Annotated in this window: 28 protein-coding genes; 7 read left to right on the top strand and 21 right to left on the bottom strand. The window is 70.4% G+C overall.

Features of this window, described 5'->3' with window-relative positions; translation table 11 throughout:
- The first annotated feature begins 26 nt into the window (after nucleotides 1-26).
- The 7 genes from fliG to HJC40_RS22910 all read left to right on the top strand — a co-directional run bounded on the left by fliG (nucleotide 27) and on the right by HJC40_RS22910 (nucleotide 7350).
- Complete coding sequence (gene fliG, locus HJC40_RS22880) at nucleotides 27-1052, top strand: flagellar motor switch protein FliG (RefSeq protein ID WP_250003394.1); 1026 nt, start codon at nucleotides 27-29, stop codon at nucleotides 1050-1052.
- Nucleotides 1036-1716 (top strand): FliH/SctL family protein, encoded by a 681-nt coding sequence (locus HJC40_RS22885; protein ID WP_250003396.1) that lies wholly within the window; start codon nucleotides 1036-1038, stop codon nucleotides 1714-1716. Before fliG ends, HJC40_RS22885 begins: the two co-directional genes overlap by 17 nt.
- 64 nt (nucleotides 1717-1780) lie before the next feature.
- Nucleotides 1781-3088: a FliI/YscN family ATPase gene (locus HJC40_RS22890; RefSeq protein WP_250003398.1), complete on the top strand. Its 1308-nt coding sequence runs from the start codon at nucleotides 1781-1783 to the stop codon at nucleotides 3086-3088.
- Nucleotides 3089-3589: 501 nt separating this feature from the next.
- Nucleotides 3590-4003: a cell envelope biogenesis protein TolA gene (locus tag HJC40_RS22895; protein WP_250003400.1), complete on the top strand. Its 414-nt coding sequence runs from the start codon at nucleotides 3590-3592 to the stop codon at nucleotides 4001-4003.
- On the top strand, nucleotides 4000-5004 hold the full coding sequence (locus HJC40_RS22900) for a transglycosylase SLT domain-containing protein (protein ID WP_250003402.1): 1005 nt from the start codon (nucleotides 4000-4002) through the stop codon (nucleotides 5002-5004). The genes HJC40_RS22895 and HJC40_RS22900 overlap by 4 nt, the downstream gene beginning before the upstream one ends.
- Nucleotides 5005-5038: 34 nt before the next feature.
- Nucleotides 5039-6907 (top strand): flagellar hook-length control protein FliK, encoded by a 1869-nt coding sequence (locus HJC40_RS22905; RefSeq protein WP_250003404.1) that lies wholly within the window; start codon nucleotides 5039-5041, stop codon nucleotides 6905-6907.
- A gap of 254 nt (nucleotides 6908-7161) precedes the next feature.
- The gene (locus tag HJC40_RS22910; RefSeq protein WP_250003406.1) at nucleotides 7162-7350 is read left to right on the top strand and encodes a hypothetical protein; all 189 of its coding nucleotides are present in this window, start codon (nucleotides 7162-7164) and stop codon (nucleotides 7348-7350) included.
- A gap of 71 nt (nucleotides 7351-7421) precedes the next feature.
- Here the strand turns inward: HJC40_RS22910 and HJC40_RS22915 are convergent, their stop codons facing one another.
- From HJC40_RS22915 to HJC40_RS23015, 21 genes are all read right to left on the bottom strand, one after another.
- Nucleotides 7422-7670, bottom strand: coding sequence for a hypothetical protein (locus tag HJC40_RS22915; RefSeq protein WP_250003408.1), 249 nt, complete (start codon nucleotides 7668-7670; stop codon nucleotides 7422-7424).
- Nucleotides 7667-9148 (bottom strand): hypothetical protein, encoded by a 1482-nt coding sequence (locus HJC40_RS22920; RefSeq protein WP_250003410.1) that lies wholly within the window; start codon nucleotides 9146-9148, stop codon nucleotides 7667-7669. The genes HJC40_RS22915 and HJC40_RS22920 overlap by 4 nt, the downstream gene beginning before the upstream one ends.
- Before the next feature lie 169 nt (nucleotides 9149-9317).
- Complete coding sequence (flhA, locus tag HJC40_RS22925; protein WP_250003412.1) at nucleotides 9318-11372, bottom strand: flagellar biosynthesis protein FlhA; 2055 nt, start codon at nucleotides 11370-11372, stop codon at nucleotides 9318-9320.
- Between the two features lie 167 nt (nucleotides 11373-11539).
- Entirely contained in the window at nucleotides 11540-12631 is a 1092-nt protein-coding gene (locus HJC40_RS22930; RefSeq protein WP_250003413.1) for a flagellar biosynthesis protein FlhB, read from the bottom strand.
- A 6-nt stretch (nucleotides 12632-12637) separates the two neighbouring features.
- The gene (locus tag HJC40_RS22935; RefSeq protein WP_250003414.1) at nucleotides 12638-13402 is read right to left on the bottom strand and encodes a flagellar biosynthetic protein FliR; all 765 of its coding nucleotides are present in this window, start codon (nucleotides 13400-13402) and stop codon (nucleotides 12638-12640) included.
- Complete coding sequence (gene fliP, locus HJC40_RS22940) at nucleotides 13399-14256, bottom strand: flagellar type III secretion system pore protein FliP (RefSeq protein ID WP_250003415.1); 858 nt, start codon at nucleotides 14254-14256, stop codon at nucleotides 13399-13401. Before fliP ends, HJC40_RS22935 begins: the two co-directional genes overlap by 4 nt.
- Entirely contained in the window at nucleotides 14253-14696 is a 444-nt protein-coding gene (locus tag HJC40_RS22945) for a flagellar biosynthetic protein FliO (RefSeq protein ID WP_250003416.1), read from the bottom strand. The genes fliP and HJC40_RS22945 overlap by 4 nt, the downstream gene beginning before the upstream one ends.
- A 5-nt stretch (nucleotides 14697-14701) precedes the next feature.
- Complete coding sequence (fliN, locus tag HJC40_RS22950) at nucleotides 14702-15463, bottom strand: flagellar motor switch protein FliN (RefSeq protein WP_250003417.1); 762 nt, start codon at nucleotides 15461-15463, stop codon at nucleotides 14702-14704.
- Nucleotides 15460-16410, bottom strand: a complete 951-nt coding sequence (locus tag HJC40_RS46200; protein WP_250003418.1) for a flagellar motor switch protein FliM — start codon at nucleotides 16408-16410, stop codon at nucleotides 15460-15462. Before HJC40_RS46200 ends, fliN begins: the two co-directional genes overlap by 4 nt.
- 122 nt (nucleotides 16411-16532) lie before the next feature.
- On the bottom strand, nucleotides 16533-16991 hold the full coding sequence (gene fliL, locus HJC40_RS22960; protein WP_250003420.1) for a flagellar basal body-associated protein FliL: 459 nt from the start codon (nucleotides 16989-16991) through the stop codon (nucleotides 16533-16535).
- 14 nt (nucleotides 16992-17005) lie between these two features.
- Entirely contained in the window at nucleotides 17006-18040 is a 1035-nt protein-coding gene (locus tag HJC40_RS22965; protein ID WP_250003422.1) for a flagellar motor protein MotB, read from the bottom strand.
- Nucleotides 18041-18043: 3 nt separating this feature from the next.
- Nucleotides 18044-18835: a flagellar motor protein gene (locus HJC40_RS22970; protein ID WP_250003424.1), complete on the bottom strand. Its 792-nt coding sequence runs from the start codon at nucleotides 18833-18835 to the stop codon at nucleotides 18044-18046.
- Nucleotides 18835-19128, bottom strand: a complete 294-nt coding sequence (locus HJC40_RS22975; RefSeq protein ID WP_250003426.1) for a flagellar FlbD family protein — start codon at nucleotides 19126-19128, stop codon at nucleotides 18835-18837. The genes HJC40_RS22970 and HJC40_RS22975 overlap by 1 nt, the downstream gene beginning before the upstream one ends.
- A gap of 191 nt (nucleotides 19129-19319) precedes the next feature.
- On the bottom strand, nucleotides 19320-20603 hold the full coding sequence (locus HJC40_RS22980) for a flagellar hook protein FlgE (protein ID WP_250003429.1): 1284 nt from the start codon (nucleotides 20601-20603) through the stop codon (nucleotides 19320-19322).
- A gap of 40 nt (nucleotides 20604-20643) precedes the next feature.
- Nucleotides 20644-21099: a flagellar hook assembly protein FlgD gene (locus HJC40_RS22985; RefSeq protein ID WP_250003431.1), complete on the bottom strand. Its 456-nt coding sequence runs from the start codon at nucleotides 21097-21099 to the stop codon at nucleotides 20644-20646.
- Between the two features lie 120 nt (nucleotides 21100-21219).
- Nucleotides 21220-21708 (bottom strand): hypothetical protein, encoded by a 489-nt coding sequence (locus tag HJC40_RS22990; RefSeq protein ID WP_250003432.1) that lies wholly within the window; start codon nucleotides 21706-21708, stop codon nucleotides 21220-21222.
- A gap of 7 nt (nucleotides 21709-21715) precedes the next feature.
- Complete coding sequence (locus HJC40_RS22995; protein WP_284043546.1) at nucleotides 21716-22078, bottom strand: response regulator; 363 nt, start codon at nucleotides 22076-22078, stop codon at nucleotides 21716-21718.
- Nucleotides 22075-22590: a chemotaxis protein CheX gene (locus tag HJC40_RS23000; protein WP_250003434.1), complete on the bottom strand. Its 516-nt coding sequence runs from the start codon at nucleotides 22588-22590 to the stop codon at nucleotides 22075-22077. Before HJC40_RS23000 ends, HJC40_RS22995 begins: the two co-directional genes overlap by 4 nt.
- The gene (locus tag HJC40_RS23005) at nucleotides 22587-22973 is read right to left on the bottom strand and encodes a response regulator (RefSeq protein ID WP_250003435.1); all 387 of its coding nucleotides are present in this window, start codon (nucleotides 22971-22973) and stop codon (nucleotides 22587-22589) included. The genes HJC40_RS23000 and HJC40_RS23005 overlap by 4 nt, the downstream gene beginning before the upstream one ends.
- A 5-nt stretch (nucleotides 22974-22978) precedes the next feature.
- Nucleotides 22979-23824, bottom strand: coding sequence for a protein-glutamate O-methyltransferase CheR (locus tag HJC40_RS23010; RefSeq protein WP_250003436.1), 846 nt, complete (start codon nucleotides 23822-23824; stop codon nucleotides 22979-22981).
- Nucleotides 23821-24513 (bottom strand): CheB methylesterase domain-containing protein (locus HJC40_RS23015; protein WP_250003437.1); only part of this gene is annotated, 693 nt, incomplete at its 5' end. The genes HJC40_RS23010 and HJC40_RS23015, both read right to left, overlap by 4 nt.

The following is a 24513-nucleotide window of genomic DNA, read 5'->3' on the forward strand; positions in this document are numbered from 1 at the left end:
CCTGCTGACGGTCCGAGGAGTACGCGTTGACCCAACCGGCGCTCACCACCATGTCGATGACGGGCGTGCGCAAGGCCGCCATCATGCTCGTCCAGTTCGGCAAGGAACAGTCCGCGCACATCATGTCGCAGATGTCGGAGAAAGAGGTCGAGATGATCTCGGCCGAGATCGCCCGGCTCGGCAAGCTCGAACCGACCCAGGTCGACGACGTGATGGACGAGTTCTACGCCATGGCCACCACCCGTTACGCGGGTTCCGGTGGCATGGACTACGCCCGCGAGCTGCTCGAGGCGTCGCTGGGCAAGGACCGCGCGGCGCTGATCCTGGATCGCCTCGAAGCCTCGATGAACGACATCCCGTTCAACTTCCTCAGCCACGCCGACCCCCGGCAACTGCTGTCCTACGTCCAGTACGAGCATCCGCAGACGATCGCGCTGGTGCTCGCGCACATCCCCTCGGCGCTGGCGTCGTCGATCCTGGCCGGCCTGCCGATCGAGGTGCAGACCGAGGTGGCGCACCGGATCGCGGTGATGGACCGCACCTCGCCCGACGTCATCCGCCAGGTCGAGCAGGCCCTGCAGCGCAAGCTCTCGACCGTGCTCCAGCCCGACGAGCTCTCCACGGTCGGTGGCCTGCAGCCGCTGGTCGAGATCATCAACCGCGCCGACCGGACCACCGAGCGGCTCATCCTGGAGGCCCTGGACGCCCGCAGCCCCGAGCTGGCCGAGGAGATCCGGCGCCGGATGTTCATGTTCGAGGACATCATCAACCTCGAGGACCGGGCCATCCAGCTCGTGCTGCGCCAGGTGGAGCCGGCCGACCTGGCCACCGCTCTCAAGGGCGTGCCGGACACCGTACGGGACAAGGTCACCAAGAACCTGTCCGAGCGCGGCCGCGAGAACCTGCTCGAGGAGATCGACCTGCTCGGCCCGGTCAAGGTCAAGATGGTCGAGGAGGCCCAGGCCAAGATCGTGTCGGTGATCCGCTCGCTCGAGGACTCCGGCCAGATCGAGGTCCAGCGCGGTGGCGAGGCCGATGAGCTCATCGCCTGAGAGCACCAGTCCGGTCCTGCGCGGCACGGTGGCCGACTCGGCCACCGCCGCGCGGTTCGGCGTCGACCTGCGCACCGGGTTCCCGTCCGACGGCGACTCGCTCGACCGGGCCCGGCAGCAGGCCCGCACCGCGGGCTACGCCGAGGGCTGGGCCCAGGGCCAGCGCGAGGCCGCCGCCGCGGCCCAGAATTCGCAGGACCGCGCCCGCGCGTCCGAGCAGGCGCACGAGCAGCGCCGGGCCGCGGCGCTGGCCCAGGCCGTCAACGCTCTCGGCCGGGCCGTCACCGAGCACGAGAACCAGCTCATGCCCACCTTCGCCGAGCTGCAGGAAGTGCTGCTGGCGCACGCCTTCGAGCTGGCCGAGGCGATCGTCGGGCGCAGCCTGGACGACCCGCAGGGCCGCACCGTGGCCGCGCTGCGCCGGGCCCTGGCGGCCACCCCCGACGCCGGCTCACTGGTCGTCAGCCTGCACCCGGACGACTACCACACGCTGGTCGGCGAGGCCGGCGAGACGGATTTCGAGTACGAGGGACGCCGGGTGCGCCTGCGCCCGGACGGCGCGTTGCGGCCCGGCGACGCGGTCGCGGAGACCGGCATGGCCACGGTGGACGCCACCATCGCGGCCGCCGTGACCCGCGCCCGGGAGGCTCTGCGGCTGTTGTGAGCTCTCGCTCGCCGGCTTCGCGGCCTTTCGGGGCGGCCCTTCACCGAGACGGAAGAGGCGCAAGATGACGGACGTGTTCCGCCACCGGATGACGGCGGCGATCGCGGCGGCCCGCCCGCTCACCCGGGGCAAGGTCGTCGGGGCGGTCGGCCTGCGGGTGACCGTCAGCGGAGTCGACGCGCGGGTCGGTGACCTGCTGCAGATGGGCGAGGGCCCGGAGGCCGTGTACGCCGAGGTGGCCGCCATCGACGGCGAGAAGCTCTCCTGCCTGCCGCTCGGCCCGATCGCCGGGCTGGGGGCGGGAACCCCGGTCGTCAGCACGGGTGGGCCGCTGCGCGTCGCCGTCGGGCCCGACCTGCAGGGCCGCATCCTGGACGGCCTGGGCCGCCCGATGGACGGCGGCCCGCCGCTGCAGGGACAGCTGGTGAGCATCGACGCGGCACCCCCGTCGGCCATGGAACGCCAGCTCGTCGACAAGCCCATGCCGCTGGGCGTCCGGGTGCTGGACACGCTGGTGCCGTGCGGCCGCGGGCAGCGCATCGGCATCTTCGCCGGCTCCGGCGTCGGCAAGTCCACGCTGATGTCCATGATCACCCGCGGCACCTCGGCCGAGCTCAACGTGGTCGCGCTGGTCGGTGAGCGCGGTCGCGAGGTCCGCGAGTTCATCGAGCACGACCTGGGCGAGGAGGGCCTGGCCCGCTCGGTGGTGGTGATCGCCACCTCGGACACCCCGCCGCTGGTGCGGCTGCGGGCCGGCGCGGTGGCCACCCGGATCGCCGAGTACTACCGCGACGAGGGCGCCGACGTGCTGCTGATGATGGACAGCGTGACCCGCGCGGCCATGGCCCAGCGCGAGGTGGGCCTGTCCGTGGGCGAGCCGCCGGCCACCCGGGGCTATCCGCCCTCGGTCTTCGCGATGCTGGCCTCCCTGCTGGAACGAGCCGGCCCGGGCGCGCGGGGCAGCATCACCGGCCTCTACACCGTGCTGGTCGAGGGCGACGACCACAACGAGCCGATCGCCGACGCGGCCCGCTCGATCCTCGACGGCCACATCGTGCTCGACCGCAAGCTGGCCACCGCCGGCCACTTCCCGAGCATCCAGGCCCTCGACTCGATCTCCCGCGTAGCCAACAGGATCACCACCCCCGAGCAACGCGCCGACGCCACCGAACTACGCCGCCTCATGGCCGCCCACCGAGACGTGAGAGAACTCGTAGAAATCGGCGCCTACGTAGCCGGCACCAACCCCGACGCCGACCGAGCCACAGCCATCTGGCAACACATAACCGCCTTCCTACGCCAGGGCCTAGACGAACGAGTAACCGCAGACGAAGCCTGGGCCCACCTACACGCCCTGGTAAACGCAGCCTGACCCACAGAGCCCACCCTTCACACGTTGGAAGTGGCTGCGGACAACGCGATCCGCCACCGCTGCGAAGAACCACTCGAACACTCAACCCCCCAACGCTGACTCGGCATCTCGCCCTTACACGTTGGAAGTGGCTGCACACGCCGCGATCCGCCACCGCTGCGAAAAACCGCTCGAACGCCCAACGCCCCAACGCTGACTCGGCATCTCGCCCTTACACGTTGGAAGTGGCTGAGCACGCCGCGATTCGCCGCCGGTGAGGGGACGCTCGGTTTTTCGACGTCCGCCGGGTTTGCGGACGGCGGAAAACCGATCGGCCCCTCACCGGTTACAAGGCGAATCGCACGCCGAGCGAAGCGAGGCCATAGACACAGCCATGTGCTCAGTTGCGGCTCGGTTGCAGGGGCTCAGCGATCCGGGGCCCGGGCCGACCGGACTAGTGAGGGCTTACCCGCCCGCCGCACCAGGAGGCAGAACGTGAACCGGTTTTTCCGACTCTCTCCCGTGCTCCGCGCTCGTAAGGCCCAGGAGGACGCGGCCAAGGGCGCCGTCATCCAGTCCCGCGCCCAGATCCGGGAGGCCGAGGCCCTCGTACGCCGCAAGCAGCTCGACCTGGTCGGCGCCGAAGCACCGACCGAGGGCACCGCCCGGGCGATGGTGGCTTCGATCGTGGCCCGCCATTCGCTGGCCGGCGCCTTGATGAGCGCGCAGAAGATGGTCACCGAGGCCGAGGAGCTGGAGCGCGAGCGGATGGCCGTGCTGGCCGACGCGGCCAAGCGCCGCCGGGCTGTCGAGATGATGGCCGAGCGGCACGCCGACATGGTTCGCGCCAACGACTTGCGCAAGGATCAGGCCAACCTCGACGAGCTGGCCATGACCAGCAAGGCCCGTAACGCGGCGCGGGGAGCCGCCGAATGATGGGTGTCGCCGGGGTGCTCAACCGCATCCAGGAGTTGCAGGGCCATCTGGGTCTCACGCCGGTCAACCCGGCGCCGGGCGCGGCCGGCCCGGTGACCACGAACCGCGCCGCTCCGGGCACGTCGTCCTTCGCCTCGGCCCTGGCCTCGGCCACCGGCCAGGCGGGTTCGATGCGCCTGAACAGCCAGGCCACCGGTCAGAACGTGGTCGACGCGGCCAAGAAGTACCTGGGCACCCCGTACGTCTTCGGGAGCACCGACCCGGACCGCGGCCTGGACTGCTCGTCGCTGGTGCAGCGCGCCTACGGCGATCTGGGCATCAAGCTGCCGCGGCTGTCGCATCAGCAGGCCAAGGCCGGTGAGCCGGTGGCCAATCTGGCTCAGGCCAAGCCGGGCGACATCCTGGCGTTCGACTCCCCCGTCGACCACGTCGCCATCTACCTGGGCAACAACAAGATGATCGCCGCCCCCAAGCCGGGTGACGAGGTCAAGATCCAGACCGTGTACGAGAAGCCGACGCACATCCGCCGCGTCGTCTCGGACTTCTCCGCGGTGGCCGGGCAGAACGCGGCGGCGGCGGTGCGCCCGGCGAGCCTGCAGGGCAGCGGCTCGCTGAGCGGCGTGCCGTACGCCGATCTGTTCGTCAAGGCCGGCAACCGCTACGGCGTCTCACCGAAGTTGCTCGCCGCGGTGGCGAAGGTGGAGTCGAGCTACAACCCGCAGGCGGTCAGCAAGGCCGGCGCGCAGGGTCTGATGCAGCTGATGCCGTCGACCGCGCGGGGTCTGGGGGTGCGCGACTCGTTCGACCCCGAGCAGGCGATCAACGGCGGGGCCAAGCTGCTGGCCCGCAACCTGCGCGAGTTCAAGTCCCTGCCGCTGGCGCTGGCCGCGTACAACGCGGGCGGCGGCGCGGTGCACAAGTACGGCGGCATCCCGCCGTTCTCGGAGACGCAGGCGTACGTCCCGAAGGTCCAGAAGGCCCTGGCCGCGCTCGGCGGCTGACCGGGCGTCCGACCAACCTGAGCAGGAGAGCCGCATGAAGATGCCGAATTCCGTCAGCGGCGCCGATCGGGCGTCGGTGGGCGACATCGGCCGTCGCCCCGGCAGCAAGAAGGGCGAGGGCGCGGAGGAGTTCGGTTCCGCGCTGTCGGCCGAGCTCGACCGGGACGGCCGGGCCCGGACCGACGACCGCCGTACGGCCGACCGCGCCGCCGATCAGCGCGCCACCGACCGGGTCACGGACCGGGCCGCCGATCAGCGTACGGCCGAACGGGCCGCCGATCGCCGGGCCGAAGCCGAGCGGGCCGCGGCCGGGCGCAGCGCCCTGCAACGGGAGGCGGCCGACCGGGCCGCCGGCGCGGCGAGGGCCGGGCAGCGCCGCGCGGACGCCGACGACCGCCGGCCCGGCACCGACCGGCCGCGCACCGACCGTCCCGAGGACCGAAGCGCCACCCGTCCCGAGGACCGCGGCGCCGCCCGTCCCGAGGACCGAAGCGCCACCCGTCCCGAGGACCGAAGCGCCACCCGTCCCGAGGACCGCGGCGCCACCCGTCCCGAGGACCGCGGCGCCGCCCGAGCCGAGGACCGGGCCGCCACGGAACGCGCCGGAGGCGAGGGCGAGACCCGGCCCACCGAGGCACGGGCCGGCGATCGTACGGCCGACGGGTCGACGGAAGCCACCGAGACCGAGCCGGCCACCGGCGAGGCCGCCACCACCCCGGCGGCCCCGGCGCTCGTGACCGCGGCGGTCCAGCCGGTCATCCCGCAACCGGCTCCGGCCGACGCCCCGGCAGCCTCCTCGGCCGAGCCGGCCGCCCCGGCAGCCCCGGCCGCCCCGGCCGCCGGGGGCATCACGCCGGCCGGCGGGCCCCTCACACCGGGCGCTCCTCCGACCGCGTCTGAAGTCCCGGCCTCCGGCGCACCGACCACCTCGGGCCCGCAGACCGCCGCGGGTGCGACGCCGCCGCAGGGCACCGGCACGCCCCTCCCACCGGCGCTCGTCGCCCAGAGCGCCGCGGGCGCCACCGCCGCCGGCGGCCCGGCTGCCGGCACCGGCCCGACCGGCACGGCGACTCCCGCAGGACCGGCGGCACCCGCCGACGCGGCCGCCGCGGTCACCTCGCCGCCCACCATCGGCGGCCCGGCGGTGGCCGGTCCCCGCCCGGCAGGCCTCACTCTCACTCCCCCGGCCGACGCTCCGGCGCCTACCGGCCCCGCGCCGGTTCCCGCCGACGGCGCTTCCGCCGACCCGGGCGCCGCGCCCGCGCCGGCTCCGACCGGGCTCCCGGACCAGGCCGCACCCGACGCCACCACCGGAACGGTCACCGCGAACCCGGTCAACCCGGCCGCCGCTCCGGGCGTGGCCCCCGACGGCGCCGCGACCTCGGCGCTGGGCCAGGCCGGCCTGGCCGGGGTGACCGGGCCCCAGGCAGCCGCACCGGCCGCACCGGCCGCGGGCGCTCCGGCTCCGGCCGCGCCGGCTCAGCCGTTCGCGCCACCGGCCGCCCAGCTGGCCACGCGCATCGTGCCGCTCAAGCTGGACGCCGACGGCGTGCACCGGCTGACCGTGCACCTGCACCCGGTCGACCTCGGCCCCGTGCAGGTGGTGGCCGAGATCCGCAACGGCGACATCAACGTCCAGCTGACCGGCAGCACGGACGCCGGCCACGACGCGCTGCGCAACGCGCTCGACGACCTGCGGCGCCAGCTCGACGAGGCCGGCTTCGGCAACACGTCGCTGGACCTGCGCCAGGGCAACGCCCAACAGGATCAGGCACGCCAGCAGTTCGCCGCGCCGGGCCGGGGCGGCGGGCGCGACAACACGGGAGTCACGCCGGCCGAGACCACTGCGCCGACGATCCGCCCGGCCGCGCCGGGTTCCAGCCGTCTCGACATCCACGCCTGAGGCCGCCGGGAGAGCAACGGCGTCACCCGGACCGAGCCGTACGACGCCCTGGTGATCGCGACCGGGGTCACCAACGGCTTCTGGCGTCAGCTCGGTCATCGTGGTCGGCGGCGGTCCCTCGGCGGTGCCGGCCGGTTTCACGGGCGACCGGATCGCCACGGCCCGGTGCGCTGGAGCACCGGTCAGCCGGCCGCCGAGGCGGACGCGGTGCTGTGGGCGATCGGGCTGGGCCGGCCTCACCGGCCGGAGAACGCGTGCCTTCCAAGATCTGGCCCGGCGGTGGGGTTCCGTCCTCGGGGGCACAACCGGACGGGGACGAGCTCTTCCTGTCCAACGGCCGGGCCGTCCGGCTGCCGCCCTGGGCGATCGACCGGGTCGTGCGACCCCTGGTCGTTCGGCGGGGCCTCTACCGCGGGGTACGGGACGGGAACCGCCACCCCTGACGCCGGCGGACGACCGGGATGCCAAGAGGGGTGACCGCGCGAACGCGATCACCCCTCTTCGACTGTGCCCGTCAGACCGGCTTCTCCGCGTCTCGCACGTCCACGGGAGTCGGTGTCACCGGGGTGCCTGCCGGCTTCCCCTCCGGCCGGCCGTAACCCGCGGTGACGAAGCGCAACCCTGCGAGCAGCAGGGCCGCGATCGGCACGGCGATCACGAACCGGATCAGTACCTCGGTGAGATCGACCTCGTCGAGAACGTAGCGGTACAGCGCCGGCGCGCTCATCAGGAGCGCGAACAGCAGGACCGACGGACGAATCACTGCCGTGCCGAGCGGGTGACCCGCCGCGGGATCGCGGCGACCGGCATGACGTCGGAGGCGATCCGCGCGCAGAGCATGGCGGCCCAGGCGTGCGGGGTGGCCGGCTTGCCGTCCAGCGAATAGATCGGCAGCTCGAGGCCGAGCACCGAGCCCGGGTCGGCGGTGAGCTCGACGCCGTGCACCACCAGCGACTCGACCTCACCGAGGGACCGCAGGTGGCGGGCCGTGTCGGCGGTCTTGCGGGTGGCGTCGACGACGGCCCACACCGCGGTGGCCCCGATCGCGTCGCACATCTCGTTGATCCAGATCGGATCGGTGCCGCCCACCGGGGCTTCCAGCACCACGACCCACGGCTCCTCGGCGCTGTGCAGCTTCTCGGCCCGCTGCTCGGCCGCCTCGGGCGTCGAGATCAGGCGGGACGAGTGCAGCCCGGTGCCGGCCGTCGACTGGGCCGCGAGCAGCAGGTGGTTCTCGGGGACGCCGATCTCCTCGAGCAGCTGCCGGCCGATCGACACCCCGAGGTTGAGGTCGCCCGCGAGCACCAGGATCTCGCCCGGGCCGTCCGGGATTCCCGCCGCGGCGGGACGGGCGGCCAGCACGCTCAGCACCCCGGCGTAGGTGTCGCTGCCGGTGATCTGGCGGGCCATCGACTCGGGCATGCCCACCGACATCAGGTTGCGGACGACGGGCTCGTTGTCGGCCTCGGCCGGTTCCGGCCGGGTGGCCGGGGCCGGGGCCGGGATCGCCGAGACCGGCGCGGCCTGCCGGAACCCGTACGTCTCGGCGGCCGGCTGGGCCGGCTCGGGCACCGCGGGCAGCGGGTCCACCTCGACCGTGCTGGCCGCCAGACCACCGATCCGCTCGGCCAGGCTGGGCGCCGGCGAGATCTGGGCCGCCATCGGCGCCTGCGGGGCCATCGGCGCGGGCGGAGCGACCGGCGGCGTCATGATCGGCGCGACCGGCGGCGGCGTCATCACCGGCGGGGCCGGTGGCGGCGTCATGACCGGCGCGGCCGCGACGGCAGGTGGCGGGGCAGGCGACTGCGGCGCCACCGACGGCGGCGCGGCCGGCGTCCGTGGCGCGGCGTTGATCGCCGCCTCGCCGGCCGCGGCCGGGCGGAACGGCCGTACCGTCGGGGTGTCCTCCCGCGGCGTGGGCTTGGGCCGCGTCGCGAACCGATCGCCCGTCCCGCCGTCCAGTCCGGCCATCAGCTCGGCGAAGGCGGCCCCGGTGTCGCCGAGCGCCGCGCTGCGGCCCTCGTCGGCGCCGAAGTTGTTGCCGGGCGCCGGCTGCGACGGGGTCTCGGCCGGCCGGGAGATCCCGAACGACGCCGGCGTCACCGACCGGGGCGAGGACGTGCCGAAGGGCCGTCCGGCGCCCCGGGCCGGGTCGTCGACCCGGTCCTGCGACTCCGCTCGTTCCAGGAGCCGTTCCAGGCTGTGCTGACCGCTGTCGGCCGTCTTCGTGCGTTGTGCCATGTCATTCCTGTCCTCGTTCGGGTCCGGCACTTCGACGGAAAGCTCGTAATGCTGTTTCGCGAAGAAGCCACCGACACCGCCACTGCGGACCTTGTCGGCAGAGATGATCCGGACACGGGAGCCGTACTCATCGCGTACCTGAGCCAGCAGCGGCTCGATGGCAGGTCCCTCAAGCAGCACCCGCGTAGGCACCGTTCACCACCCCTATCGTCTCGATCTGTGCTGTTGAACCAGAGATTTCGCCGTACGACAGCACCTGGACCCGGCGCGAACCGGCGCGCAGCAGCCGCATGAGGGGCAGTCGTAGTTGTGGCGAGCAGGCCAGCACCGGGGCCAGGCCCTGCTGTTCCGCGGTCTCGGTGAGCCGGGCCGCCTCACTCACGATCGACTCGGCACGCATGCCGTCGATCGCCATGAAGGCACCCGTCTCACTGGGCCGCAGAGATTCGAGCAGTTGCTGCTCGAGCATGGGGTCGAGCGTGATCACCGTGAGCCGGCCGGCGGTCGTGTACTGGGCCGCGATGGCGGGACCCAGCGCCGCACGGGCCGACTCGACCAGGCTGTCCTGGTCGACGGAGACCTTCGCTCGCAGGGAGAGCGCTTCGAAGATGCGCACCAGGTCCCGGACCGGCACGCCCTCGTCGAGCAGCGCCTGCAGGACCTTCTGGATCTGGCCGAGGCTGAGCACCGCGGGGGTGAGCTCCTCGACGACCACGGGGTGGGTCCGCTTGACCATCTCGGTCAGCGCCCGCACGTCCTCGCGGCCGAGCAGCCGGCTGGCGTTGGTGCGCACCACCTCGGCCAGGTGCGTGATGATCACGCTGGCCCGGTCGACGACCGTCGCGCCGGAGAGTTCGGCCTGGTAGTGCAGTTCGGACGGCACCCACTTACCGGGGAGGCCGAAGACCGGCTCGACCCCGGCCTTGCCGGGCAGTCCCTGCAGACCGTCGCCGATCGCCAGGACCGTGCCGGGCGGCGCCTCGCCGGTGCCGGCGTCGACCCCCGAGATGCGGATCGCGTACGAGGACAGGGGCAGATCGAGGTCGTCCCGGGTGCGCACCGGCGGCATGATCACGCCGAGCTCCATGGCCATCTTGCGGCGCAGGGCGCGGACCCGGTCGAGCAGGTCACCGCTGCTGGCGTCGACCAGGTCGACCAGGTCGGGCGAGAGCGCCAGCTCGAGCGGGTCGACCCGCATCTCGCCGAGCAGCTGTTCGGGCGAGTCGGCCGGGGGCAGGTCGACCGTCTCGGCGGCGGCGGCCGCGGCGGCCAGCTCGTCCTCGGGCTCGGGCTCCTTGATCCGCTGGGCGGCCACCAGGACCGCCACGCCGACGATCAGGAAGGGCACCTTGGGCAGGCCGGGGATGACGCAGAGGGCCAGCGCGGCCGCGCCGCCGATGCGCAGCGCCAGCTTGTTCTGGCTGAGCTGGGCGGTGACTGTCGTGCCCATGTCGCCCGAGGTCGCCGAGCGGGTCACGATCAGACCGGTGGCGACCGAGAGGAGCAGCGCGGGGATCTGCGAGACCAGACCGTCGCCGATGCTCAGCAGGCTGTAGTGGTTCATCGCGTCGCCCGCGGCCATGCCCTGCTGGGCCACGCCGATCGCGAAACCGCCGACCAGGTTGATCAGCGTGATGATGATGGCCGCGATGGCGTCGCCCTTGACGAACTTGGAGCCACCGTCCATCGCGCCGTAGAACTCGGCCTCGGCGGCCACCTCGGCCCGGCGGGCCTTGGCCTGGTCCTCGTCGATCAGGCCGGCGTTCAGGTCGGCGTCGATGGCCATCTGCTTGCCGGGCATCGCGTCGAGGGTGAAGCGGGCGCCCACCTCGGCCACCCGCTCGGCGCCCTTGGTGACCACGACCATCTGGACGATGACCAGGATCAGGAAGATCACCAGCCCGATGACGAGGTTGCCACCGACGACGAAGCTGCCGAACGCGTGGATCACCTTGCCGGCGTCGCCGTCGCGCAGCACCAGCCGGGTCGCGCTGATGTTGAGCGCCAGCCGGAACAGGGTGGCGACCAGCAGCAGCGCCGGGAACACCGAGAAGTCCAGCGGTTTCTGGACGAACATGCTGGTCAGCAGAATGAGAAGGGCGGCGGTGATGTTGAGCGCGATCAGCAAGTCCAGCAGGAAGGTCGGCATGGGCACGACCATCATGAGGATGATGCCGATGACCCCGACGGGTACGGCAAGCCGGCTGATGTTGCGTTTCTTCACGGCACCTTCCAGGAGTGGATGTTGGAGCCATCCCTGCGCGGTCGTCGCCGTCCTGGCGTTTCTCTGTTCGGCGATCCGTCGCCTTCACTGAGCGGGGGCGCGCTGACCCACAAGGGGATCTTCCCTCGTACGAGGGACCTATGTGAGGAAATCTCCCAAGTTTTCAGTTATGCGGCTTCTGAGGCGGAGTTGGGGTTGCGGTGCAGGCCTGCCGCCGATCCACGTGCCTTCAGGCTCATCACGAACGCCAGCACCTTGGCCACCGCGCCGAAGAACTCGGCGGGGATCTCGTGGCCCACCTCGACACCGCCGTACAACGCCCGGGCCAGCGGCTTGTCCTCGACCATGGGGACCCGGTGCTCGGCCGCGAGCTCGCGGATCTTGGTGGCCAGCGGACCCTGCCCCTTGGCCACCACGCGGGGTGCGCCCTTCTGCGGCTCGTACCGCAGGGCCACCGCCACATGGGTCGGGTTGACCATCACCACGTCCGCGGTCGGCACGTCGGCCATCTGCCGGTTGCGCGACATGGCCATCTGCCGGGCCCGGATCTGCGCCTTGATCAGCGGGTCGCCCTCGGTGTTCTTGTACTCCTGCTTGACCTCTTCCTTGGTCATCCGCAGCTGCTTGTTGGTCCGGCGGCGGACGACGAAGTAGTCGGCCGCGGCCATCGCGATGCCCGCCACCGAGGCGGCCCGGATGAGGTTGAGGCTCGCGTCCACGACCGTGCCGAGCAGCGCGGCCAGCGGGAGTTGACCGGCGCTCATCAGCGCCGGGAAGACGTTCTTGGTGGTGGTGTAGAGGACGCCCGCCAGCACACTGGTCTTGACCAGCGCCTTGGTGCCCTCCCAGAGGGCCTGCGGGCCGAGCATCCGCTTGAGGCCGGGCCACGGGTTGAGCCGGCTGAACTTCGGGATGAACAGCTTGGTGGCGACCCGGATGCCGCCCTGGGCCCCGGCCGACGCGATGCCGACGACCATCATGGTCAGAGCCAGCGGCAGCACGGCCCAGATCGTGCCCATCATGGCTTCCTTGAGCAGGGCCATCGCCGCGGCCGGCTGTGGGTCGGCGATGACGTCGGGCACCTGGGCGACCAGCTTCTCGGCGTGCTCCAGCGCGGACTCCATGGTGCGCGGCAGCATCACGCTCGCGGCCAGCATGCCGAACCAGGCGCCGATGTCCTGGCTACGGCCGATCTGCCCTTCCCGCTTGGCCTTCTTGAGTTTTTGGGGTGTCGGTTGTTCGGTCTTCTCGCCCGACATCTCGGCTCACCCCCCGCTGAGCTGGAGCACCGCGCTGACGGCGCGCTCCACGAGCGAGTCGAGCACTCCGGGAAGGGCCGTGATCGCGATGCCGGAGATGAGCAGGACCATGAAGATCTTGGCCGGGAAACCGAGCTGGAACGCGTTGAGCGCGGGCGCGACCCGGTTGAGCAGACCGAAGGCCACGTCGGTCAGGAACAGCACGGCGACCAGCGGCCCGGCGATCTGCAGGGCGGCCAGGAACATCTCGCCGATCCCCTTGAGCAGCAGCTCGCTGAACGCGTTGGGCGAGAAGGTCCAGTCCAGCGGCACGGTCTTGAACGACTGCAGGAAGCCGCGCAGCACCATCTGGTGACCGTCGGTGGCGAACAGCAGGGTGACCGCGACCAGGTTGTAGAAGCGGCCGAAGATCGAGCTCTGGTTCTGCGACAACGGGTCGTACCCCATGGCCAGGGTGAAACCGCCGAACAGGTCGATGAGGTCGCCCGCCGCCTGCAGGGCGGCGAACAGCATGGCCGTCACGAAACCCAGGCCGGCGCCGACGAAGACCTGGAGCGCGACGCTGACGATGATGTCGGAGGTCTGCAGCGACGGCAGCGCGCCGCGCAGCTGCGGGAAGACCGGCAACGTCAGGCCGATCGACATCAGCGCCTTGACCGGGCCGGGGATCAGCCGCGAGTTGAACGGCGGGCAGATCATCATCCAGGCCCCGGTCCGGGCCGCGCCGAGCAGCAGCGCGAGCATCTCGGCGATCGGGACGTTCAGGTTCATCGGTACGACGCCACCAGCGCCGTCAGGATCAACCCCCACCCGTTGACCAGCACGAACAACAAAAGCTTGAAGGGTAGAGCGACTGTCACCGGTGGCAGCATCATCATGCCCAGCGACATCAGGGACGCCGAGACCACCATGTCGATCAGCAGGAACGGGATGAAGATGACGAACCCGATGATCATCGCGGCCCGGAGCTCGGACAGCACGAAGGCCGGGATCAGCGTGGTCAGCTCCACGTCGTCGCGGTTCCGCGGCCGCTCCTCACCGGCGAGGTTGAGCATCAGCGCCACCTCGTCGTCGCGGGTGGTGCGCCACATGAAGTCGCGCAACGGCTTGACGCCGTCCTCGAACGCCTGCGACTGGGTCTTGTCGCCCCGCAGATAGGGCTGGACCCCCTGCTCGTTCATGGCCGACACGGTCGGCCCCATGATGAACAGGCTGATGAACAGGGCCAGGCCGGCGAGCACCTGGTTGGGCGGCATCGTGGTCAGGCCGAGCGCGTTGCGGGTGATCCCGAGGACCATGAAGATCTTGGTGAACGACGTGCAGAGCAGCAGGACGGCCGGCGCGACCGAGAGCACGGTCAGACCGAGCATGATGATCAGCGACGTGGCCGGGCGGCTGCCGTCCGGGTTGGTGCCGTTGATGTTGACGTTGATGTTGGGCCGGCCGGGGCGGGCCGGCGGGGTCGGCGGCGCCGGGGCCCGCTCAGGCAGGGCGACGACCACGGTCGCGGGGGCGCGGGGGGCCGGCGCCGGTGAGCGACCCGGATCGGCCGCCGCCGGGCCGGGCAGCAGCACGAGCGCGAGGCCGATCCCCACGAACAACAGCGTCAACGCGCGTCTGATCATCGGTGACTGGTCCGATCGCGGAGGAACTCCATGGCCGAACGCCAGGTGCGCGGCGAGAGGATCGACCCTTCGAGCCGGCCGCCGGTGGGCGCCGCCGGGTGCCGTCCGGGCAGGTCGCCCGGGCCGTTCGCGAGCTCGGCGGCGAGCTCGGCGTCCACCGCGAGGTGGTCGCGATGCTCGGCCGGGTGGTGCTCGAACAGCTCGATCTCGCCCTCGCCGAGCAGGCTCACCTGCTGGTCGGTGACGCCGAGGATCATCGCCCGGTCGGCCACCTTGACCACGGCCACCGCGGCGCCCCGGGACAGCTGCTGACGGTTGAGCACGACCAGGGACCCGTGTCCGCGCCCGAGCAGCGGACGGCGCACGAGCCTCGCCAGGCCCCACATCATGCCGAGGATGACCAGGAGCGAGAAACCGACCCGCAGCACGAGCTCGAACAAGGCCGTTACTCCCGCTCGGTGCCGGGAGCGACGATCTCGGTGACCCGGATGCCGAAGTTCTCGTCGACCACGACGACCTCGCCGCGGGCGATCAGGCGGCCGTTGACCAGCAGGTCGGCCGGACTGCCGGCGGCCCGGTCGAGCTCGACGATCGCGCCGGGGGTCAGCGAGAGCAGCTCGCGGACGCTCATCCGGGTGCGGCCCAGTTCGGCCGAGACCTCCATCTCGACGTCCTGCAGCATGTCGAGCCCGCCGCGCAACTGCATCGCCGGCGGCGACGCCTCCCGGCGGGCCACGTTGCCTCCCATTCCGGGATCCCCGCTGGGCCACGGGTTGAGCGCCAGCGCCAGCACGGCACGGATCTGGTTGCCCTCGACCAGCGGGACGGCGACCGCGTCGTCCTTGGCCGCCAGGGCGCTCAGCGCGACCTGCGGCTCCATCACGACGCCGGGGTCGAGCACCACCGGGCCGAAGACGCGGGCCGCCGCTTCGAGCGCCGGCCGCACGGCCGCGGTCAGGTCGAGCTCGCCGAGCGGGCTCTCCCGCAGCGCGTCGGCCAGATCCTGGCCGACCACCACGACCACCTCGCCGGAGGCCGCGCCGCTGAACCGGGCGGTGACCGCCTGGCCTTCGGTCAGGGCGTCCGAGGTCGCGGTCATCGGCTCGGCGGCGACCAGGGGACGGCTGGTGGGCAGGACGCCGAGCGCGGCCTCGGCCGCGTTGCGGGCGAGCGCCAGTTGCGGCGCGGTGATCGTGGGCGCGGTCATGGGCGACCAGACTCCTTGGGCGAGGACTCCTTGGGGGCGGGCACGACGAGGCAGGCGAGCCGGGCCCCCTGATTACCGGGAACTGCATGGGCAAAAACGGTCTCGTTGACAGTCACCTCGAGAGGCTGGCTGGTCGGGTGACCCAACGGGACGACGTCACCGGGCCTCAGGTCCACGATGTCATCGGTCCGCATCCGAATGGGCTGGAATCGGACCGCGACGTCGAGCGGCGCCGAGGAGAGCCCGGCGGTGAGGTTGCGCAGCGCCATGTCCTTGGCGGCTCGCTCGGCCTCGCTCAGCACCACCGTCTCGGTGCGCGAGAGCACCGGCAGGATTGTGTTGAAGGGCAGGCAGATGGTGTGCGAGGTCTCCTCGGCTCCGATCTTGACGTCGAACGAGGCGATGACGCAGGCGTCGCCCGGCTGGTGGGCGCGGAGGAACTGCGCGTTGTACTCGATGTCCTTGAGCTTCGGGTGGATGTCGACGAGCGTCTCGAAGCCGTACCGCAGCTCGCCGAGCATCCGCTCCAGCAGCCCGCGCAGCAGGGGCATCTCGACCTCGGTCAGCGGCCGCTCCGGCTGGGGTCCGCCGGGGCCGCCCAGCATGTGATCGATCGCGGTCATCGCCGCCGACGTGGAGACCTCCATCAGGGCCGATCCGGGGAGCGGATCGAGCACCACCACGGCGAGCACCGTGGGGTTGTTGAGGGAGGCGACGTACTCGTCGTAGTTCAGCTGCTCGATCGAGGCGAGCGCGACGTTGCTGACCGCCCGCAACCGGGTCGTGAGCAACGTGCCGCAGCTGCGCGCGTAGGTCTCGAACGCGATCTGCAGCGTGCGGACGTGTTCCCGGGACAGTTTGATGGGCTTGCGGAAGTCGTACGGCGCCGGCCCGCCGCCATGGCCGCGGCGCGAGATCCGGCCCGAGGTACGTGCGGCGTTGGTCACGTCGTCCCCATCGGCTCGTTTCCGGAACGGCTGAGCCGGAGGGGCGTTTTTATCCGCTTACAGACGATTGGGCGGGTTCACCGGAGTGAACCCGCCCGCCCGAGCTAATCTGACCTATTCGGTTACTGGGTGACGAACTGGGTGTAGTAGATCCCCATCACCATCTTCTTGTCGTGCTCGGTGTAGGCCTTGACGATCTTGCTGGTCAGGTCGGCCTTGGCCTCCTCGCGGCCCTTCTCGGTGGAGAGCTCGGCGACCGACTTGCCGGTGTACTCGTCGATCGCCAGCTCGAGCGCCTCGCTCACGTCGACCTCCTCGGTGCCGGCGTCGGCCGTCTGCTGCAGCGAGAAGCCCAGCTTGAGGTAGTGGCCGTCGGCCAGGTTGATCGTCAGCGCCTCGTCGATCGCGGTGACCGCGCCCTTCTCGGGGGCCGCCGCCTCGGCGCTGTCGCCCTTCAGCATGAAGAACGCGCCGGCGCCTCCACCGCCGAGCAGCACGACTGCGGCGATCACGATGATCATCAGCATCTTCTTGGACTTCTTCGGCGTCTCGGCCGCGGTGGTCGTCTCGTCCTTGCTCATCGGGAGCTCCCCCTTCAGTCGTGCGAGTTGTCAGTGGTGGTGGTGCCGGACTCGGTGGTGCTTTCGGCGGAAGTGCCGGACTCCTGAGCGGCCTTGGCGGCCTCGGCGGCCTTGGCCGAGGTCTCGCCGGTGTGCAGCTTGCTGTCGGCGCCGGACGCGGCCGGCAGCAGCGCGGCCTGGTCGGCGGTCAGCGTGGTCAGGACGACCACGTCGACGCGGCGGTTCATGGTGATCGACCGCGGGTCGGACGGGTCGATCAGCGGCTTGGTGTCGGAGAAGCCGACGGCGCTCATGCGGTCCTTGGCCAGGCCCCGGGCGACCAGGTAGCGCACCGTGGTCGAGGCGCGGGCCGCGGAGAGCTCCCAGCCGCTCGGGTAGAACGTGGTCTTGGCCTTGAGCTGGTTGGTGTTGCCGTCGACCTCGATGCGGTTGGGCAGCTTGGCCAGCGTCGGGGCGACCGCGTCGAGGATCTTCTTGCCGCCGGGCTGCAGGTCGGCCCGGTTGCCGGCGAAGACGACCTCGTTGGTCAGGACGGTGACGACCAGACCACGCCGGTCGATCGTGAACTTGACCGAGCCGAGCAGCTTCTCCTTGGCGAGCGCGTCGGAGATCTTGTTCTCGACCTTCTTCAGGTCTTCGGCCTCCTTGGCCGCGGCCTGAGCGTTCTTGGAGGCCTCCTGCCGGCTCTCGGCCGCCATCGCGGCCTTGACCGCCTCCTGCTGCTCGGACGTCATGCTGCCCGAGCCGGCCTTGCCGTCGCCCGGGTTGGCGCCCGGGTCGATCTTCACGATCTGCGCGCTGTTGCCGGAGCCGTCCATCGGGCCGGTCTGGCCCTGGAAGGCGACGCTCTGGGCGCCGAACCCGGACGAGAAGCCGGACGCCAGCTGGGCGAACTTCTTCATGTTGACGTCACTCATCGAGTACAGGACCACGAAGAGAACGAACAGCAGGGTGAGCATGTCGGCGTACGACACGAGCCAGCGCTCGTGATTGACGTGCTCCTCGTGCTCCTCATGGCGCTGCTTGCGCTTGCCGCCGCCGGAACTCATGCTTTACGCCGCCTTCTTCGTGGTCGCGGCCGTCTCGGCCTTCTTGGCCTCGTCCGGAGGGAGGAGGCTGCGGAGCTTCTGGGCGACCAGACGCGGGTTCGAGCCGGCCTGGATGGCGAGGACACCGTCGATGACCAGCTCCATCTCCTCGGCCTCGATCGCGCTGAGGCGGGTGAGACGAGCGGCGACGGGCAGCCAGACGACGTTGGCGCTGAGCACGCCCCACAGGGTCGCGACGAACGCGGCGGCGATCGAGTGGCCGAGCGTCTCGGGCTTGTTCAGGTTCTCGAGCACGTGCACGAGGCCCATGACCGTGCCGATGATGCCGATCGTCGGGGCGTAGCCGCCCATGTTCTCGAAGAGCTTGGTGCTCGCCTTGTCGGCCTTCTTCTTGGCCGCGATCTCGGCGTGCAGGATGTCGTGCAGCTCGTCGGGGTCGGTGCCGTCGATGGCCAGCTGCAGACCGCGCTTGAGGAACGGGTGCTCGACCGTCTTGACCGCGTCCTCGAGGGCCAGCAGACCCTCGCGGCGGGCCCGCTCGGCCAGCTTGACGACCTCGTCGACCAGCTTGGTGGGCGGGACGACCTTGGCGAGGAACGCCTTCTGGAGCGTCTTGCCGGCGCCGGTCGCGTCCTTCAGCACGCCACCGGCCATACCGGCGGCGAACGCGCCGCCGAACACCAGCAGCATCGAGGGGATCAGGATGATGGAGGCCGGCGAACCGCCCTCGAGGATCTGGACCGTGAAGATGATGATGAGGCCGGCGACTACACCGACGATGGTTGAGATGTCCATCAGCGTCCATTCCGGTGCAGCGGGAGCACCTTAGCGTCGTTGTCGTCGTCGGACGACGTGGCGGAGGAGTGGGTGTTGGTGGGCTCGGCCTCGAGGCGACTTGCCTGGGCGATCAGTGAGGCGCGGTAGTGCCGCACTGAGTCGATGAACTCGGGCACGGACTCGGCAATGACGTACTTGGTGCCGTCCACCAGCGTGATGACCGTGTCGGGCGTGCACTCGACACGCTCGACCAGGTCCGGATTCAGGGCGAACACGGCACCGTTGATGCGGGTTACGAGGATCACTAACATCCGTCCTTGGGTGGTGGTGTGGTCCTGGCTGGCGGGCCGTCCGTGGCCCTTCGATATGTGTTTCGGCCTGATCCCGGTTGCCGATGAGATCCAACCGGTGGCCGTACGGGTGCAGACTTTCCGGAAAACGGCACCGGCCGGGACAGGCGCGAAGGCACCTGTCCCGGCCGGCGGCCGGACTGCTGTTACGGCTAGCGCTTCATGCTGACGAGCTCCTGGAGCATCTCGTCGGAGGTCGTGATGATGCGGGAGTTGGCCTGGAAGCCACGCTGGGCCACGACCAGGTTGGTGAACTCCTGGGCCAGGTCGACGTTCGACATCTCGAGGGCGCCGCTGATCACCTGGCCGAGCCCCGCGCTGGTGGGCTGGCCGACCTGGGCCAGACCGGAGTTCACGGTGGCCCGCCACTGCGAGTCGCCGGTCTTCTCCAGACCGTTGACGTTCTTGAACGTGGCCAGGGCGACCTGGCCGAGCACCTTCTTCTGGCCGTTGCTGAAGGCGCCGATGATCTGCCCGGTGTCCGACACCGTGTACGACAGCGAGGCCAGCGTGCCGGCCGCGTTGCCGTTCGAGTCCGAGACCCGGGCCTCGGTGAGGCCGTGGTACATCGTCATGTCCCCGGCGTCGAAGGTGAACGTGTCACTCAGGTTCGGGTCGATCGTGGCGGCCCCGGTGAACGACAATGTCGCCTTCGTCGCCGGCGGCGTGGCGACGGGCTTACCGTCCTGGAACTGGATGGTCGCGGTGACCGGCGTAGCGGGCCCGGCATCACCCGACTTCGTCAGAGTCACGGTCCATTCCTGAAGCGAGGCCTCCGGGTCTGCGGTGGTCCGGGAGAATTTGGCCGACAGGCTGATCGGATTGCCGGTCTTGTCGAAAGCCTTGAACGGGATCTCGATGGCCGGGATGGTGGTCGGGTCGGTGACATCCTCGGGCAGGTCGTTGGTCAGGTTTCCCTTGATCTCGACCGTGCTCGTCGCCACCGGCGCGATGCTCTTGCCCAGCGGCATCTTGATGTCGCCCGGCTTGGCGGCCGGGTTCACCACGCCACTCTCGTCGGCCGTCCACCCCTGGACCGGATCACCGGTCGCCGTCGCCAGCGTGCCGTTGGCGTCGAAGAAGAACGACCCGGCCCGGCTGTAGAGCTCCTCGTTGCCCCGGCGGGTCATGAAGAAGCCGTCGCCCTGGATCATCATGTCGCCGGCCTTGCCGGTGGTCTGGGCCGAGCCCTGGCTGAAGTTCGACGTGATGCCGGCGTTGCGCACACCGAGGCCGACCTGGCCCGGGTTCGTGCCGGCGCCGCCGTTCTGCGGGGCGCCGGCCGCGGCGGTCATCTGGCTCAGGGTGTCCTGGAACTGGACCGAGCTCGCCTTGTAGCCGACGGTGTTGACGTTGGCGATGTTGTTACCGGTCACGTCCATCATCTGCTGATGCGCGTGCAGGCCACTGATGCCGGAGTAGAGGGAACGCAGCATGAATGGATCCTTTGCGGTTGAGGACTACAGCGGTTGAGGGTTACGGCTTGGGCTTCGCGTCGGTCGCGTCCGGCTTGATCTCCTGGACTTCCGTGACCTTGGACAGCGGCACTTCCGTGGTCCCGATCCGAAGCATCGGTTCGCTGTCGCCGTTGAGCTTGGCCGCCGAGATGACGCCGGTGCTCCGGGCGCCCGAGGGGTCCATGAACTCCACGGTCTTGCCGACCAGCGAGCTGGCAGTGATCAACTGCTGACCCTTGAGCATGTCGGCGATGCCTTCGAGCTTCTCGACCTGGGTGAACTGGGCCGTCTGGGCCAGGAACTGGGTCGAGTCGGCCGGCTTGCTGGGGTCCTGGTACTTCAGCTGGGCCACCAGGAGCTTGAGGAAGGTGTCCCGATCGCCGAGGGTCTTGCTCTTCTCCTTCTCCGTACCGGTGGCGCCGGTGGCGGCGGCTGCGGCACTGGCACCGGAAAATCCGGGAATCGGCGAGGTCATGGAGTGCTCCCGTCCGTTAGCAGGCTCGTACTCAGGTTCGACCGGATCGGCGATTTGCTTAGAACCAAAAAAGAACGGGCCTGCCACCAGGGCAGACCCGAACTTTGCGGAGAACTGAGGTCACGGTGCGAGGGAGAGGCTGAACTTCCCCTTGCCGTACCGGTTGACCTCGACGAGGAGGTCGACTCGGCGACCGAGCGCCATCAGATGGGCCCGGGCGTCGCCGGGCAGCGGCTCACCGGGATAGACGACCTGGTAGAGCTTGATGTGCGGGCTCCCCTCCCGGTTGAGCAGGCTGGTCAGCACGTTGCAGAGCTCGCCGACGTTCTCGGCGAGATTCGGGAACAGCTGCTTCTCGTCGATGCTGTCCTCGGCAGCGCCGGCCGGCAGCAGGCCGAGCGCGGCGCCGGCGTTGGCGGCCAGTTTGAGGTCCATGCCGAGGACGGCGTAGACCTTCTGCGCGGAGTCGGTGAAGATCGCGACCGTCGAGGTGGGAATCTCATCTGCGCTGATGGGCTCCCCGGGGCTGACGGTCACCTCCCGGCCGAGCAGATCCTCGAAGAGGTTGCGAACGGCCGGAGTGCCAGGAAGAACCGAGACGTCGGACATGTCGTAATCATCCCAGAATAGGAGCGAATACCTCATCGAATCGATCAGCCGAGAACGGCTTCACGATGAAAAACAGCGCGCCGGCCGACTCGGCCTGTTCCTTCATCTCCGGCGTGCTCTCGGACGTCACGAATCCGAACTTGACGTCGTTGCCGGCCGCGCGCAGGTGCCGCAGCACCTCGATGCCGGTCAGCTCGGGCATGTTCCAGTCGGACAGCACCAGGTCGGGACTCTCCGACTGGGTCATGTCGAGCGCTTCGCGCCCGTTGGCCGCCTCGATCAGGTCGTGATCGCCGAACCCGGCCTGACGCAGGGTGCGGATCACGATCTGCCGCATCACCCGGCTGTCGTCAGCGATGAGAATCTTCATTCCGCGCCCTCCTTGTTGTTGTTGGTGGTGTTGGTGGTGCTGCTGGTGTCGCCGCGGCTGTGCCACATGGAGATGGACACCGGTTCCTCGTCCCAGAGCCCGTAGACCCCGCTGATCCGGCTGGCGCTCGGATAGCGGGCCGTCGTCTCGGGTGCGAGCACCACCTGCGGCAGCGAGAGAAACGCGCCGGGTGGCAGCATCGCCTTGACGTTGCCGCCGATGATGTTGGCGAGTTCGCCGAGCACATCGGACATGTCCTCCTCGCTCACCTCGTCCGGCTCCATGGCCAGGAAGGCCCCGGCGGCCCGGCGGGCGGCCCGCGTCGAGGACGCGTAGACGACGTGCCCGGTCCAGGAACCGGTGATACAGACGGAGGAGTGCACCTCGGAAGGCTGGTTCTCGTCGTAGGTCGGGATCAGAGGGCTCACGCCTTCGGGATCCAGATACGACTCCCACACCTGCTCCACCATCTCGGCGAGGTCGTTCTCGTTGACCTCGACTTCGACGCTCATGAGTTCGCTCCGGTCGGGACGAGGCCCAGGAGGGCCAGTTTTTCGATCATGGCCCCTTCGGTGAAGGGTTTGATCACGTATTCGTGCGCGCCCGCGGCGAGTGCCCGGACGATCTGGCTCTGTTCGCTCTCGGTGGTGACCATGACCAGCGTCATCTCGCGCAGGCGTGGGTCGGCCCGGACGTGCATGACGAACTCGAGCCCGTTCATGTTCGGCATGTTCCAGTCGATGAGGGCCAGCTCCGGCACCTCGGTCATCGCGGTCAGCAGATCGACCGCCTCCTTGCCGTCGCCCGCCTCCACCGCCTCGAAATTCAGCTTCGTGACGATACGTTTGAGGATCATGCGCATCGCGCGGGAATCGTCGATCACCATGGCGCGCATCGGCGTCATCCCCTTCTCGGGGCGCCCGCGGGCGTCCCGGTGCGGACTCGATAGGCGGAGGTGCGGCCGGCGGCCACCCGCTCGTAGTTGTCGTCGATCCCGATCGTGGTCTCGGCCGCGCCCAGGAACAGCCAGCCGTCCGGGCGCAGGAGCTTCGCCACGTTCTGCAGGACGGTCCGCTTGGTGGCGACGTCGAAATAGATCAGGACATTGCGCAGGAAGATCACGTCGAACGGCTGCATCGCCGGCAGCGGCGTGGTCAGGTTCATGAGCCGGAACGACACGTTGCGGCGCAGCGCCGCGTTGATCCGCCAGTGCGCGCCGGCCCGCTCGAAGTACTGCACCAGCTGCGCGGCGGGCAGACCGCGGTTGATCTCGACCTGGCTGTACTCACCGGTCTCGGCCCGCTTGACCATCTCGGTCGAGATGTCGGTGCCCATGATGTCGTAGCTCCAGCCCGGCGGCAGCTTCTCCTGCATCGTGATGGCCAGGCTGTACGCCTCCTGACCGCTGGAGCTCGCGGCCGACCACACCCGAATCTTGCGCGTGGCCGAGCGCGACTTGATCAGCTCGGGCAGGACGACGTCGTTGAGGGCCGCGAACGGCTCCCGGTCGCGGAACCAGGACGTCTCGTTGGTGGTCAGCGCGTCGATGATCCGGCGTTGCTTGGCCGGGTCGGGCCGGCGCTGCAGGTCGGCCAGGAACTCGCTCACCCCGGCCGCCCCGACTGCCCGGGCCACGGGGATGAGCCGGGCTTCGACCAGGTACTCCTTGCCCGGGGCGAGCACGATCGAGGCTTCCCGCCGCACCAGTTGCGAGACGAAGACGAACTCGGACTGGGTCAGCGTCATCGGGCCACCGCCGCCGATCGGCCGGTCTTGATCCGGCTGACCAGGTGCGCGGCGATCCGCTCGAGCGGCAGGATCTCGTCCGCCAGCCCCGCCCCGACGACAGCGCCCGGCATGCCCCACACCACCGAGGTGGCCTCATCCTGTGCCAGCACCTCGGCGCCCGCGTCTCTCAGCACTTTCGCACCACCCCGTCCGTCGTGTCCCATTCCGGTCAGCACGGCGGCGTAGGCCGATCCGCGGTACAGCGCTGCCACGGACCGGAACATGACGTCCACGGCCGGGCGGCAGGAGTTCTCCGGGGGCGCGCCGCTGAGCTGGGTCAGGGTGGCGGTGCCCCGGCGGTGCAGGACGAGGTGCTGGTCGCCCGGCGCGACATAGGCCCAGCCGGGAGTCAGTTCCATCCCGTCGCCGGCCTCGACCACGTGCAGCGGCGTGCTCCGGTCGAGCCGTTCGGCGAACATCTTGGTGAAGACGGGCGGCATGTGCTGGGTGATGACGATGGGCACCGGGAAATCGGCCGGAATGCCGGTCAGCACCTTGGTGAGCGCGTCGGGGCCGCCGGTCGAGGAGCCGATGGCCAGGATCTCGATCCGCCCACCGGCCGACGGGCGGCGCGCGGCCTGGGCGCCGGCCGGACCGGCGGGCGCGGCGCCCGGGCGGCCGGGCCCGGTGGGCGGCATGCCGGCGCG

Source organism: Actinoplanes sp. M2I2, from assembly GCF_023544445.1.
Taxonomy (GTDB): domain Bacteria; phylum Actinomycetota; class Actinomycetes; order Mycobacteriales; family Micromonosporaceae; genus Actinoplanes.